General features: G+C 43.8%; 14 protein-coding genes. 4 read left to right on the forward strand and 10 right to left on the reverse strand.

Annotated features, from left to right (window positions below):
• Window positions 1–49: 49 nt before the first annotated feature.
• The 9 genes from LQZ07_RS18130 to nrdR form a co-directional block, all read right to left on the reverse strand.
• A complete protein-coding gene (locus LQZ07_RS18130) occupies window positions 50–1,639 on the reverse strand; it encodes an ABC transporter substrate-binding protein (RefSeq protein WP_152781802.1) in 1,590 nt (529 codons plus the stop codon).
• A gap of 390 nt (window positions 1,640–2,029) precedes the next feature.
• A complete protein-coding gene (locus LQZ07_RS18135; RefSeq protein ID WP_016402695.1) occupies window positions 2,030–2,509 on the reverse strand; it encodes a phosphatidylglycerophosphatase A in 480 nt (159 codons plus the stop codon).
• A 24-nt stretch (window positions 2,510–2,533) separates the two neighbouring features.
• The gene (gene thiL, locus LQZ07_RS18140; protein ID WP_152781804.1) at window positions 2,534–3,511 is read right to left on the reverse strand and encodes a thiamine-phosphate kinase; all 978 of its coding nucleotides are present in this window, start codon (window positions 3,509–3,511) and stop codon (window positions 2,534–2,536) included.
• 4 nt (window positions 3,512–3,515) lie between these two features.
• Complete coding sequence (gene nusB, locus LQZ07_RS18145) at window positions 3,516–3,932, reverse strand: transcription antitermination factor NusB (protein ID WP_016402693.1); 417 nt, start codon at window positions 3,930–3,932, stop codon at window positions 3,516–3,518.
• Between the two features lie 15 nt (window positions 3,933–3,947).
• Window positions 3,948–4,418, reverse strand: coding sequence for a 6,7-dimethyl-8-ribityllumazine synthase (gene ribE / locus LQZ07_RS18150; RefSeq protein ID WP_016402692.1), 471 nt, complete (start codon window positions 4,416–4,418; stop codon window positions 3,948–3,950).
• A gap of 103 nt (window positions 4,419–4,521) precedes the next feature.
• Window positions 4,522–5,634, reverse strand: a complete 1,113-nt coding sequence (gene ribBA, locus LQZ07_RS18155) for a bifunctional 3,4-dihydroxy-2-butanone-4-phosphate synthase/GTP cyclohydrolase II (RefSeq protein ID WP_016402691.1) — start codon at window positions 5,632–5,634, stop codon at window positions 4,522–4,524.
• Window positions 5,635–5,698: 64 nt separating this feature from the next.
• Window positions 5,699–6,355 carry a riboflavin synthase gene (locus LQZ07_RS18160; protein WP_016402690.1) on the reverse strand — a complete coding sequence of 219 codons (657 nt, stop codon included), beginning with the start codon at window positions 6,353–6,355 and terminating at the stop codon, window positions 5,699–5,701.
• Complete coding sequence (gene ribD / locus LQZ07_RS18165) at window positions 6,355–7,488, reverse strand: bifunctional diaminohydroxyphosphoribosylaminopyrimidine deaminase/5-amino-6-(5-phosphoribosylamino)uracil reductase RibD (protein WP_249483243.1); 1,134 nt, start codon at window positions 7,486–7,488, stop codon at window positions 6,355–6,357. The genes LQZ07_RS18160 and ribD overlap by 1 nt, the downstream gene beginning before the upstream one ends.
• On the reverse strand, window positions 7,489–7,938 hold the full coding sequence (gene nrdR / locus LQZ07_RS18170) for a transcriptional regulator NrdR (protein WP_016402688.1): 450 nt from the start codon (window positions 7,936–7,938) through the stop codon (window positions 7,489–7,491). It abuts the gene before it with no gap.
• A gap of 354 nt (window positions 7,939–8,292) precedes the next feature.
• Here nrdR and LQZ07_RS18175 point away from each other — a divergent pair, with 354 nt between their 5' ends.
• The gene (locus LQZ07_RS18175; RefSeq protein WP_152781806.1) at window positions 8,293–8,853 is read left to right on the forward strand and encodes a DJ-1/PfpI family protein; all 561 of its coding nucleotides are present in this window, start codon (window positions 8,293–8,295) and stop codon (window positions 8,851–8,853) included.
• A gap of 74 nt (window positions 8,854–8,927) precedes the next feature.
• Complete coding sequence (locus tag LQZ07_RS18180; RefSeq protein ID WP_152781807.1) at window positions 8,928–9,260, forward strand: ribbon-helix-helix domain-containing protein; 333 nt, start codon at window positions 8,928–8,930, stop codon at window positions 9,258–9,260.
• A gap of 617 nt (window positions 9,261–9,877) precedes the next feature.
• Here LQZ07_RS18180 and glyA read toward each other — a convergent pair.
• Complete coding sequence (gene glyA / locus LQZ07_RS18185) at window positions 9,878–11,131, reverse strand: serine hydroxymethyltransferase (RefSeq protein ID WP_016402684.1); 1,254 nt, start codon at window positions 11,129–11,131, stop codon at window positions 9,878–9,880.
• A gap of 303 nt (window positions 11,132–11,434) precedes the next feature.
• Here glyA and LQZ07_RS18190 point away from each other — a divergent pair, with 303 nt between their 5' ends.
• Window positions 11,435–12,430: a ChaN family lipoprotein gene (locus LQZ07_RS18190; protein ID WP_152781809.1), complete on the forward strand. Its 996-nt coding sequence runs from the start codon at window positions 11,435–11,437 to the stop codon at window positions 12,428–12,430.
• A gap of 248 nt (window positions 12,431–12,678) precedes the next feature.
• Entirely contained in the window at window positions 12,679–12,945 is a 267-nt protein-coding gene (locus LQZ07_RS18195) for an Lpp/OprI family alanine-zipper lipoprotein (protein ID WP_016402681.1), read from the forward strand.
• Window positions 12,946–12,968: the final 23 nt, after the last annotated feature.

The raw sequence follows: 12,968 nt of genomic DNA on the forward strand, positions 1-12,968 counted from the left end.
TCTGTGTCTGAAGGAAGGAAAGGGGCTGTTGCCAGCCCCTTAAGTATATTTATTTTAGCGACACGCCATAGAAGTGGTGACCACCTAATGGATCAATCTTAAAGCCTTGAACTTCTTTACGAACTGGCTTGTAAGCCACTGAGTGAGCAATTGTTACCCACGGAGCTTGTTCTTTAAAGATTAACTGTGCTTCTTCGTACAGTGGTGCACGTTCAGCTTGAACAGAAATCTGTTTAGCTTTAGTGATTACGTCGTTAAATGGCTTATGACACCACATAGCACGGTTACCACCACCAACAGCATCACAGCCTAGTAATACGCTTAGGAAGTTATCTGGGTCACCATTATCACCGGTCCAACCAAGTAACACGGTATCGTGCTCACCTTGCTTAGAACGCTTAAGGTATTCACCCCATTCGTAGCTAACGATTTCAGCTTGTACGCCTACTTTTGCCCAGTCAGCTTGAATCACTTCCGCCATACGACGTGCGTTAGGGTTGTAAGGACGCTGTACTGGCATTGCCCAAATGTTAGTCTTAAGATCGGTCACACCAGCTTCGGCCAATAAAGCTTTTGCTTTAACCGGATCGTAAGGGTAATCAACGGTATCTTCGTTGTAAGACCACATTGTTGGTGGGATTGGGTTTTTAGCAATTTTACCGCTACCCTGGAATACCGCATCAATAATCGCTTGCTTGTTAACCGCTAGGCTAAGAGCTTGGCGAACTTTAACGTTATCAAATGGTGCTTTTTGGGTATTAAATGCCAAGTAACCTACGTTTAAGCCTTCTTGGCTCATTAGGTTGATGTCAGCATCTTTTTGCATTTGCTCAACATCAGCTGGGTTTGGATAAGGCATTACGTGACACTCGCCAGCTTTAAGCTTGGCGTAACGTACTGATGCATCTGGTGTAATAGAGAATACCAAACGGTCAATCTTAGGCGCGCCTTGCCAGTAATCAGCATTACCTACGTAGCGAATAATTGAATCTTTTTGGTATTGTACTTTTTGGAAAGGACCAGTACCTACAGGGTCTAAGTCTAGTTTCTCTGGTGTACCGGCAGCTAACATCGCATCAGCTTGCTCAGCAGAGAAGATAGATGCAAAGTCCATCGCCATGTTTGCAATAAACGGAGCTTCAGGCTTGCTTAGTACAAACTTAACCGTGTAATCGTCAACTTTAACGATCTCTTTAACCAAGTCGTTCATACCCATACCGCTGTAGTACTCGTAAGAACCACCCGATACTTTATGGTAAGGATGCTCAGGGTCATCTTGGCGTTCAAAGGTGAACACTACGTCGTCAGCATTAAACTCGCGAGAAGGTTTGAAACCTTTTTTCTGACTGTGAAATTTTACGCCTTTGCGTAAATGAAAGGTGTACTCTAGGCCATCTTCAGAAACATCCCAAGACTCTGCCAACCCTGGAACAACATTGGTTGTACCTACTTCAAATTCAACCAAACGGTTAAAGATGGTCTTAGAAGACGCATCAAAAGTGGTTCCTGCTGTATATAAACTTGGGTTAAAACCTTCTGGACTGCCTTCTGAACAGAAGACAAATGTTTGCGCTTGAACGCCCACAGCTACCGCACTAGCTACAAGTGCAAGTGACAGCTTCGCCAATCCTTTCTTCATTATGATTCTCCGTGTGACATCTTGTCATGTATGCAACCGTTATGGCTGCATTTCCGGTGTGTTTGCGAATAGACTAATAATTATTGTTCTTGATAAATCTAGACCCTGCACTAGCAAATGTCGCTATTCAAACAACAATTGTGAACTGAGCAAGACTTAATCAAGCCTGATCCGCTTTTTACCCGTAATAAATTAGTATTTTTATCTGCCACTGTAAATAGCATAAACAGGATTTTATAATCCAAAAATCACAGAAGGCAGTGATAGTGATTAAGGATTCGATATAATGTCATATTTATGCAATGAAGAATAAGCTTATGCAAGGTTTGCATAAGCAGATTTAACTAAATTTAGGGGAGAACAAATCTGGCAAGCAGAGAGAATGCTCTGTTAAGCGAGGACAAACAGCACAACTTGCAAAGAAATAGCTGCAAACACACCGGCTAATACGTCATCTATCATTATACCAAAGCCACCGTGCACTTTTTTATCCAAAATTTTGATGGGCCAAGGCTTCAAAACATCAAAAAAGCGAAATAGTATAAAACCGAGTAGCACATTAAGGGGAGATAGCGGCACCATGAACATGGTAATCCAGTAGCCAACAAACTCATCCCACACAATCGCCCCGTGATCATGCACACCCATTGCATCACTTGCTTTTTGACAACACCAAACACCAAAAACAAAGCTTACTAGCAGTACTGCCACGTAGGCCCAAACAGGTAGTGGCGCTAGCAGTAAATACAAAGGAATAGCTGCTAAGGTACCAAAAGTACCCGGTGCTTTGGGGGCTAAGCCACTACCTAAGCCAAGTGCGCATAAGTGTAGAGGGTTCCGTAAGCTTAATTTGGCTAAAGCTTTATCCATTGCAGTTCTCGCTACTCGCTAGGATTAGTTGAAGTGATCCCACCCAGTGGGTTCGATTTGATAAGGTTTATCTTGATATTTTAGCTTTATCTCACCATGGCCAGGCGCTAACTGCCCGATACAAGTAAACTGAATTCCACTGAAAGATAAAGAAGTATCGACTGAGCCTTTATTAGATTCAGGCACAGTAAAGCATAGCTCGTAATCCTCGCCACCATTTAGTGCTAAGGCAATGCTTTGCTCTACACCAACGGCTTCATTCATGGTCTCTGAAAGTGGCAGGCTGTCTAGGTTTAGTACCGCCGAGCAGTGGCTCTTTCTGAGGATATGCTGTAGATCGTTGTATAGGCCGTCTGAAATATCAATGGTTGCAGAGGCTATATCACGCAAACCATAGCCAGCAAGCACTCTAGGTTGCGGGTAATAGTGCTGTTTTAGGCTTAGCTCTAACTGTTGAGGGTTTAAGCTGATTTTGTCTTGAAGATGCGCCAGTGCAAGACCAGAGTCACCAATATTGCCAGTAACATATACCCAGTCACCAGGCTTGGCTCCGTCTCTGCGCAAGGCTTTTCCTTCAGGTACTACGCCGTGAACCGTCACGGTAATACTTAAGGGACCTTTAGTGGTGTCACCACCAATTAAGGCAACATTGAAGTATTCAGCTAAGTCATGAAAGCCTTTGCTGAACTGGGCTAACCACGCTTCGTCAATTTCCGGCAAGGTGATCGCTAAGGTCACCCAACGCGGCTCTGCCCCCATGGCTGCCATGTCGCTTAAATTAACTGCAAGCGCTTTATGGCCAAGCGCTCGAGGTGGGATATCTGAGAAAAAATGTACGCCTTCTACCAAGGTGTCGGTAGAAATAGCAATTTGGTTATTCTCGGGAACAGTTACCAGCGCTGCATCATCACCTACACCCAGTAATACATCGGGGCGTGAAGCACTGCGCTGGAAGAACTTTTCGATGATATCAAATTCACCCAAAGGAGGCTGAGAAGACATGCAACTAAGACTTAAACTGCTGTAAACGTAGTACTTTATCTAGCACGCCATTAACAAACTTGTGGCTATCTTCAGCGGCAAATGACTTAGCTAATTCAATCGCTTCGTTAATTACAACTTTAGGTGGCACATCGCTCACCATTAATAGCTCGTAAACACCAATCAACAAAATTGCGTGTTCAACAATATCTAATTCTTCTAACTTACGAGAAAGCGAAGAGCTCATCGCTTCATCTAACTTTTCGCTGTTTGCTACTACGCCAGTCAGCAGAGTAGAAAAATAAGGAACATCGGCCTTACTCATGTCTTGTTCGGTTAGGAACTGATGTTCGATGTTAGCAACGCTGTCCTTGGTCACCTGCCATTGATAAATTGCTTGAGTAGCAAATTGCCTAGCTTTACGACGTGCAGCTGGTTTCACAGAGAATTCCTCAAATTAAACTTCTATCTGATCAACTAAGTTGATCATTTCCAAAGCGCTTAGGGCAGCTTCGGTACCTTTATTACCCATTTTAGTGCCAGCGCGTTCAATCGCTTGCTCGATAGACTCAGTAGTAAGCACGCCAAAAGTTACTGGAATATCAAATTCCATCATAACTTGAGCTAAACCTTTGTGGCATTCGTTAGCCACTAATTCAAAGTGGTAAGTGCCACCACGAATTACTGTACCTAAAGCAATAATAGCATCGTACTTTTTGCTTGCTGCAATGCGTTTAGCAGCCAGTGGGATCTCTACTGCGCCCGGTACACGAACAACTGTAATGTTGTCATCGCTAATACCACCTTGACGAGTTAGCGTATCCACAGCGCCTGATAACAAGCTCTCGTTAATAAAGCTGTTAAAACGAGCGATAACAATAGCCACTTTAGCGTTTGGTGTAGCTAAATTTGCTTCAATTACTTTCATACTTAATTCTGCCTTTTCTTTGAGTCCATCAAAAAAATCGCGCTATTCTAGCACAACTAATCTGCTAGGCCCTTAATAAAATAATTTCTCACTAATACTCGAGTTATTCTTGGTCGATATACTCAACCACTTCCAAACCGAAGCCAGATAATGCGTGATACCGCTTAGGTGAACTTAATAAACGCATTTTGCTTACACCTAGGTCAGCTAAAATTTGAGAGCCTACTCCAACAGTACGTGAAGCGCTGTGCGCTTGCTTTTGGGCTGGAGTCTCACCGCGATCTTGCAGAGCAAAGGCTTTAACTTGGTCAATCAAATTATCGGCCTTATCATCGGTACTAAGTAGCACCAGCACGCCATTTTCTTGAGCAATTTTTTCTAGCGCTTTATCCAGCGGCCAGCTCATCTTTCCAGCCCGGTCACTGCCTAATAAATCACTAAAAGTATTGTGTAAGTGCACACGTACCAGCGTGGCCTCATCTTCTTTTATCTCACCGGCTTGCATCACAAAGTGGACTTTTTCATCGATGGTATCGCGGTAGGTAATCAGCTTGAAATCACCGTGGCGGCTAGGCATTTTACATTCTGCTACTCGCTCAATAGTGGTTTCGTTGTTATTACGGTATTCGATGAGATCGGCGATAGTGCCCATCTTTAAGCCGTGTTCTTTACAAAACACCTCAAGATCAGGGCGACGCGCCATGGTGCCGTCTTGATTAAGGATCTCAACAATCACCGCTGCTGGTTCTCGACCAGCTAACCTTGCCAAATCAGTTCCTGCTTCAGTATGTCCAGCGCGAGTAAGTACCCCACCTTCTTGCGCCATTAGCGGGAAGATATGGCCAGGCATAACAATGTCACTAGGCTTAGCATCACGGGCAACGGCTGCTTGCACAGTACGCGAGCGATCTGCTGCAGAAATTCCGGTAGTCACGCCTTGCGATGCTTCAATAGATACCGTGAAGTTAGTAGCAAACTGCTCGGTATTTACATCCACCATCAGTGGCAACTTTAGTTGCTGACAGCGCTGTTTAGTCATGGGTAAACAAATCAATCCACGCCCATAGGTAGCCATAAAGTTAATGGCCTCTGGTGTTACCATATCAGCTGCCATGATGAGATCGCCTTCATTCTCTCGATCTTCATCATCCATTAGCACCACCATTTTTCCATGGCGTAAATCTTCAATAATTTCTTCGATACTGCTTAGTGACATAGCAAAACCTTTCTTACCTTTGGGGATAGTATTTATTGTTATTAGCGCATCTTGATTGGGCGAGCTATTTCATAAAGCCGTGCTGCGCCAAAAATGCAGTATTTATTTTTGAATCGTTAGTGTTCTCATCAGCATAGCCGATTAAACGCTCCACATAGCGAGCGATAACATCAACTTCTAAGTTAATTTTTTGCCCAGGCGACCAAGCACCAATGGTTGTTTGCTCGGCGGTATGGGGAATAATGGTTAAACGTAGCTGTTGCTGCTGTACTTCGTTCACCGTTAAGCTAATGCCATCTACGGTTACGGATCCTTTATGGGCTATGTAACGCGCCAGATCATTAGGCACCTTTAACCAAATATTAATCGCTCGTGCGCTGGGGCTAATGCTTACTACTTCTGCTAAGCCATCAACATGACCACTGACAATATGACCACCAAAGCGATTAGTCGCAAGCATGGCTTTTTCAAGGTTAACCTTGTCACCTTGTTTGCATTTAGCCAGCGAAGTTAAACTTAAAGTCTCGGTAGATACATCGGCGCAAAAGTGCTCATTGCTAAAGTCGACCACGGTTAAACATATACCATTTACCGCGATGCTATCGCCAAGTCTTACATCCGACATATCCAGGCCAGCACTGGCGATGTTTAATCGCACGTCACCACTGCGTTTTTCAATGCGAGAAATCTTGCCTAGGGCTTCAATTATTCCAGTAAACATTAATGTGCGCCCTGTGCTTGCGGGATCCAGATAGTTTTAATGTCGGGGCCAATTCGGCGAGTTTCAAGGCATTGCCAAGAATTTAACGCACTCATCGACTGATATCCCTCAAGCCCCACTAAACTGTGAGCATCGGCTCCCATCAATAAACCGGCTTGGTAACAGATAAGCTGATCAACTAAGTTAGCTTGAATCAGGGCTGCAGCAAAATTAGCTCCAGCTTCAACCCAGATATCATTTACTTCTGCTTCAGCTAGCTGCTGCATTAATTGCGGCAAAAAATTTGGCGTATCTTCAATCACCAGCTGTTTTGCGGCTGGCAGTTGCGTTTGTGATTGATGGCCAGCCAACCACAAAGACTCACTATTTTTATAAATATTAAAGTCTTGAGCTGCTTCTGCTAAGCGTTGTTTACGGTCAATAATCACCCGTAATGGCTGACGTAGCGGCGTTTCATCAAGTTGCTTTGCAAGGCTACCGAGCTCATTAAATCTCACGTTTAGGCTGGCATTATCGCGAATAACCGTAGTAGAGGTGGATAAAATAGCATGGCTAGCGGCCCGCTCTCGTTGCACATCGCTGCGAGAATGAGCGGAGGTAATCCACTTGCTTTCGCCATTGGCTAAGGCTGTTTTAGCGTCGATAGAACCAGCAAGTTTCAAGCGAACAAAAGGACGTTTACGCTCAACACGGCTCAAAAATCCGGGGTTAAGCGCACGCGCTGAATGCTCCATTAGACCGGTACGAACTTTAATGCCAGCCTCTTCAAGGCGCTTAATCCCGCGCCCAGCAACCTGTGGATTAGGGTCAACCATAGCAATCACTACTTCGGCCACTTGTTGCTCAACTAACATGGTGGCACAAGCTGGCGTTCTGCCTACGTGACTGCAGGGCTCAAGAGTGACATAACAGCTTGCCCCCTTTAGGCTAAAACCACGTTGCTTGGCATCCGCTGCGGCATTCACTTCAGCGTGCCCTTCACCGGCTTTACGGTGATAACCTTTACCAATAATCTGACCATCTTTTACTAATACACAACCCACATTAGGATTGGGTGCCGTGGTATACCTTCCGCGCTTGGCGAGAGCAATGGCCTTTGCCATAAACTGGCAATCTTGAACGCTAAAACTCACTTACTTTTCCAACTTAGCAATTTCGTCACTAAATTCTTTGATATCTTCAAAGGAGTGATAAACCGAAGCAAAACGCACGTAGGCCACTTTATCTAGGCCAATCAACTGTTCCATAACAATCTTGCCAATGAACTTTGTGGCAACTTCACGTTCGCCAGTCGCCCGCAGCTGCGACTTAATTTTGTTTACCGCTTGCTCTACTTGGTCAACGCTTACTGGGCGTTTTTCCAACGCACGCATCATACCAGCACGCATTTTCTCTTCGTTAAAAGGCTCTCTAATGCCATTGCCTTTAATCACTCGCGGCATTACCAACTCGGCCACTTCAAAAGAAGTGAAGCGCTCATGGCATTCTAAGCATTCACGACGCCTTCTTACTTGGTGGCCATCGGCAACCAAACGCGAGTCAATAACCTTGGTTTCATGAGCAGAACAAAATGGACAATGCATGGGCGATCCCTTATTCGAGTATCCGGCAATTTTATCTGCTAAACCGTCTGAGGTACAGGTTAGCTAAAGCGTAACTATCGAAAATGCCCACAATTCCTTTATTTAGGTAAGGCTTTGTTTAAATACAATGGCGCCAACTTAGTAAAGGAAGAAAAAATGAGAATTAGCTCTCAGTTTAACCACTGAGCCAAATACTTACTGTTTAGCCCTTAGCTTGTTAAGAGTCTGATTAGCTTAAAGTTAAGCTTGATATATAAGCAAATAGCGTTTGCGTAGTAACCAATTACTACCGCTTAGCTTACCGCTCAAGTTAGGCTGCACTAGAAATGTAAATAACTTGTTAAGGAAAGCGTCATGGCGAAGATACTGATTATTGCAGGTGATTTTGTTGAAGATTATGAGTTAATGGTGCCATTTCAAGCACTGCAAATGGTAGGTCACGAAGTTATCGCAACTTGCCCAGAGAAACGCATTGGCGAACAAATTAAAACCGCCATCCATGACTTTGAAGGCGATCAAACCTATACCGAAAAACCGGGGCACAACTTCACCCTAAATGGCAATTTTGCTGACATCGATACCGAGGAATTTGATGCGCTATTATTACCCGGCGGGCGTGCCCCGGAATACTTACGCTTAAATGCTAAGGTATTAGAAATAATTCAAGCCTTTGCCGCTAAGCAACAGCCGATAGCGGCAATATGCCATGGCGCACAGCTATTAACAGCGGCAGGTATTGCCTCAGGCAGACACATTTCTGCCTACCCGGCTTGTGCGCCTGAAGTGACAGCGGCTGGCGGCGACTATGCCGATATAGCCGTTGACCAAGCCCTTACCGATGGGAACTTGGTCACCGCACCAGCTTGGCCTGCTCACCCGCAATGGCTAGCGCAATTTAATAAGCTATTGGCTTAATACTAAATTGAAACGGCAAAAGTTGATTTTGTATACCATGATTAAACTTCGGTTTGATCATGGTGGGATTGCCAATGTGTGAAATTTATTCTGGCGCCGAAGCAGAACTGTTTGAGTTGAAGTCTCGGTCGGTGCGTTTAGATGGCGTAGTAACCAGTATTCGTTTGGAAGCGATATTTTGGCAACTGCTGGAGCAAATAGCCGAAGAGGCCAATCTTAGTTTGGCGGGCTTTTTAACGCAAATTTACCATGAGGTATTACAGCGAGAAGAAAAGGTAGGTAATTTTACATCTTTACTTAGAGTGGCCTGTACTACTCACCTTAATCAAGGCAAGCGCTTAACACTCACTAATCCTTCGCTTAAACAAGCGGAATCAGGCAATTCCATTGCCAAGGGATATCTTTAATCTGCAAACATTAAGAAATGATGAACAACATAAAGCTGCCCCAAATTACAAACTGCATAATCATTAATCGTTTTGCACTAGCCACAGGATTCATGTCCATGGTGATTCTCTCTCTTCTGCAATTACCCTTTAGCGCTGGTAATTTGACTTATCAATTAGGTCTTAAAAACTGAGCAATTTCAGTACCAACTGTCTAATTCTCAGGCTAAAACCCAGCCTATCCCTCCTTGGTTTGTGTTCCTATTCACATTTAGTCTTAATAATCCGTAGTTTAACTAGGGTCTGTTGATCTTTGGTGTTGAAGTTTTGTTCGAGATAAGCGGGCTTTAATCGCGGCGAGCACTTAGAAGCCTAGTGGGCTAAGCAAGAAGTGCTCAACAAAGAGTAAAGTTCGCTTATCCGAACCCTTCGGGCAGCATTTCTTAGCCATTTATTCAGCGTTAGCGAGTGATTATTAAGCCCACTTAACTGCACACTCACTGCCTTGCCTAAATGGCTAATAAATTGCTGCAAAAACCATCAGCAAAAATCAACAAACCCTAACAAACAAATACAAAAAAGGAGGCATAAAGCCTCCTTTCTTTTATCTCGTCAATCCCTGACGTTTACATGCTTACTTAAGCGTAGACCGGGAAACGCTGGCAAAGTTCTAACACTTGGCCTTTAACGCGCTCAATTACCGCTTCGTCTTGTAAATTATCTAATACATCACAAATCCAACCAGCTAACTCTTTAGAAGCAGCTACATCTAAGCCACGACGCGTAATTGCTGGAGTACCAATACGTAAACCACTGGTTACGAATGGAGAACGCGGATCGTTTGGAACCGAGTTTTTATTTACTGTGATGTTTGCACGGCCTAGTGCCGCGTCGGCATCTTTACCAGTAATGTCTTTGTCGATGAGATCAACCAAGAACAAGTGGTTTTCTGTACCGTTAGACACAATCTTGTAACCGCGCTCTTGCAGTACAGCTACCATAGCTTTGGCATTGTCTAATACGTTTTGCTGGTATTGCTTGAACTCTGGCTCCATCGCTTCTTTGAACGCTACCGCTTTTGCAGCAATAACATGCATCAAAGGACCGCCTTGACCACCTGGGAATACTGCAGAGTTAAGCTTCTTCTCTACCTCTTCGTTGGCGCGCGCCAAAATCAAACCACCACGTGGGCCAGCTAGTGTTTTGTGAGTAGTCGTTGTTACTACATCAGCAACTGGCACTGGGTTTGGATACAAGCCAGCAGCTACTAAACCAGCAATGTGCGCCATATCTACGAATAGGTAAGCACCTACTTCGTCTGCGATATCGCGGAAACGCTGCCAATCAACCACACCTGAGTATGCTGAGAAGCCAGCAATAATCATTTTAGGTTTGTGTTCTTTAGCTAAACGCTCAACTTCTGCGTAATCTAACTCGCCAGTTTCTGGGTTAATCCCGTACTGAACAGCGTTGTAGATTTTACCTGAGAAGCTAACGCTCGCACCGTGAGTTAAGTGACCACCATGAGCTAAGCTCATGCCTAGTACTGTGTCACCTGCTTTAAGCAAAGCCATAAAAACAGCTGAGTTAGCTTGTGAACCAGCATGTGGTTGCACGTTTGCGTAGTCGGCACCAAATAGTTGCTTGGCGCGCTCAATGGCTAGCACTTCTGCTTTATCTACATACTCACAACCACCATAGTAACGCTTACCAGGGTATCCTTCGGCGTACTTATTAGTAAGGTAAGAGCCTTGCGCTTCCATTACTCGTGGGCTGGCGTAGTTCTCAGAAGCAATCAGCTCAATATGCTCTTCTTGACGAACTTCTTCTTTAGTAATGGCTTGCCATAATTCGGCATCGTAATCGGCGATATTCATATCACGCTTTAACATCAGTATCTCCTGACTCTTTTGTTACATGTTGGTGGGTGATTTTTCGAAGGCGCATTCTAACCTGAGTCCTTTTCAGATCACAGCAAAATTTTTTACCATTAACGCTATTCAAATGAACAAATGTAACAATAAAACGCTAGCTGCCTTGGAAGCTGTAGTGTGCGTTTAGCCTATTAAATTTGCAATTTTCTCACTAGCTGCTTTGATCTTTATGAAATAAATTCACGTTAATTTAAGCATTACATCTCAGCCCAACAAAGGTTAAGATGATAATGATTATCATCTACAATTAGAGTTTATATTATGTCACTTCGCCTCTCAGGCCTCATTTTGTCACTTTTCTTTCTATCGGCTTGCAGCGCTACTCCACCTGTAGAGCAAGCAACGCCATCTGCAAATATTCAATTGCAGACTTACTATGACTACGCATTGTACAACCCAAACGACCAACAAATTGTTGAAAACACCCAATCACTTGCCAAGCAACTGGCTGATTCTCAGGTGATATTATTTGGCGAATACCATAGTCATCCCGCTATCCACTTAGCGCAACTACGTTTATTGGAAGCTCTATATCAGCAACAAAACCAAATTAGTTTATCGATGGAGCAATTTAATCGCAGCCAACAAGCTTTATTAGATAGCTACCTAGCCGACGAAATAGGTGAAGAATGGCTTATCAAACAAACCAAAGCCTGGGATAACTACCGCTCTGATTATCGGCCGCTAGTTGAATTCGCCAAAGATAAACAACTCAAGGTAGTTGCAGCCAATGCGCCTCGCGAGCATGTTCGCTGTATTGGTCAGCAAGGCTTAGGATATTTAGAGGGCTTAGAAGAATCTGAACGCAGCAAACTTGCCCAAGACTTTACAACCAACGATCCGGCCTACCAACAGCGACTGTTTGGCAACGCCCACCATGGCGATAGCGAACAAAGCAAAAATCACTTTTTTGCCATGTTAGCTTGGGACGAAACAATGGCAGAATCTATCGCTCTGCAACTGCAGTCTCAAACAACTCAACAGGTGATGCACACGGTGGGCAACTTTCACATTGAACAACGACAAGGCACCTACTCAAGAGTAGAACAACGCCTCGAAGGTAAAAAAGTTAGTTCTTTAGTGGCTATAAACCACAGTGAGTTTGTTGAGTTAAGCGAGCAACAAAAACAAGCATTGGGTGACTACTTAATTGTGGTAAAAAGCCTGCCTGTGCGATATCAAAACAAAGCCAATCAGCAAGCAGAATTTAAGCATATTAAGAAACAATCTAGTAAGCAGTGTAAAAGCGCTAACTAACAATTAGCTAGCTGTTATTTAAAATGTCTCTAGGCGACGACGCCCTTTGTTAAATAAATGTTAACAAATCAACTTAAATAACTGTATTCGCCTTATTTTTTTTTGGTTTTACTAACAAACGCTTGCAGCTTGCTCATATTGAGCCATAATCATACCAGCGGCTCACTCAATTGCAGTGAATAGCTTTGCTTAAACGAATCAACGATTGCTAACAATCGTTAGAATTGAATATAAAGGACGGACTTACCATGAATAAGTTTTTAGTTGCAGGCGCTATTGCTTCTACCATTTTACTAGCGGGTTGTTCTTCAAACACTACCGCTTTAGAAAACAACGTACAATCTCTAAGCGACAAAGTTGATGCACTATCAAACGAAGTTGCAGCTCTTCGTGCAGAGCAAAGCTCTTTGAGTGGCGACATTAAGTCAGCTCAAATGAGTGCTGACCAAGCTAAAGCTGAAGCGATGCGCGCTAACGAACGTATCGACAACATCGCATCTTCTTACACTAAGTAAGTTTAAAGCGATGTAAAAAAAGG

This window comes from Agarivorans sp. B2Z047 (assembly GCF_023373605.1).
Taxonomy (GTDB): Bacteria; Pseudomonadota; Gammaproteobacteria; order Enterobacterales; family Celerinatantimonadaceae; genus Agarivorans; species Agarivorans albus.

Coding starts and splice junctions, on each gene's coding strand:
- LQZ07_RS18130 (WP_152781802.1), bottom strand. CDS start 1,639: ATGAAGAAAGGATTGGCGAAGCTGTCACTTGCACTTGTAGCTAGTGCG.
- LQZ07_RS18135 (WP_016402695.1), bottom strand. CDS start 2,509: ATGGATAAAGCTTTAGCCAAATTAAGCTTACGGAACCCTCTACACTTA.
- thiL (WP_152781804.1), bottom strand. CDS start 3,511: ATGTCTTCTCAGCCTCCTTTGGGTGAATTTGATATCATCGAAAAGTTC.
- ribE (WP_016402692.1), bottom strand. CDS start 4,418: ATGAAAGTAATTGAAGCAAATTTAGCTACACCAAACGCTAAAGTGGCT.
- ribBA (WP_016402691.1), bottom strand. CDS start 5,634: ATGTCACTAAGCAGTATCGAAGAAATTATTGAAGATTTACGCCATGGA.
- LQZ07_RS18160 (WP_016402690.1), bottom strand. CDS start 6,355: ATGTTTACTGGAATAATTGAAGCCCTAGGCAAGATTTCTCGCATTGAA.
- nrdR (WP_016402688.1), bottom strand. CDS start 7,938: ATGCATTGTCCATTTTGTTCTGCTCATGAAACCAAGGTTATTGACTCG.
- LQZ07_RS18175 (WP_152781806.1), top strand. CDS start 8,293: ATGGCGAAGATACTGATTATTGCAGGTGATTTTGTTGAAGATTATGAG.
- LQZ07_RS18180 (WP_152781807.1), top strand. CDS start 8,928: ATGTGTGAAATTTATTCTGGCGCCGAAGCAGAACTGTTTGAGTTGAAG.
- glyA (WP_016402684.1), bottom strand. CDS start 11,131: ATGTTAAAGCGTGATATGAATATCGCCGATTACGATGCCGAATTATGG.
- LQZ07_RS18190 (WP_152781809.1), top strand. CDS start 11,435: ATGTCACTTCGCCTCTCAGGCCTCATTTTGTCACTTTTCTTTCTATCG.
- LQZ07_RS18195 (WP_016402681.1), top strand. CDS start 12,679: ATGAATAAGTTTTTAGTTGCAGGCGCTATTGCTTCTACCATTTTACTA.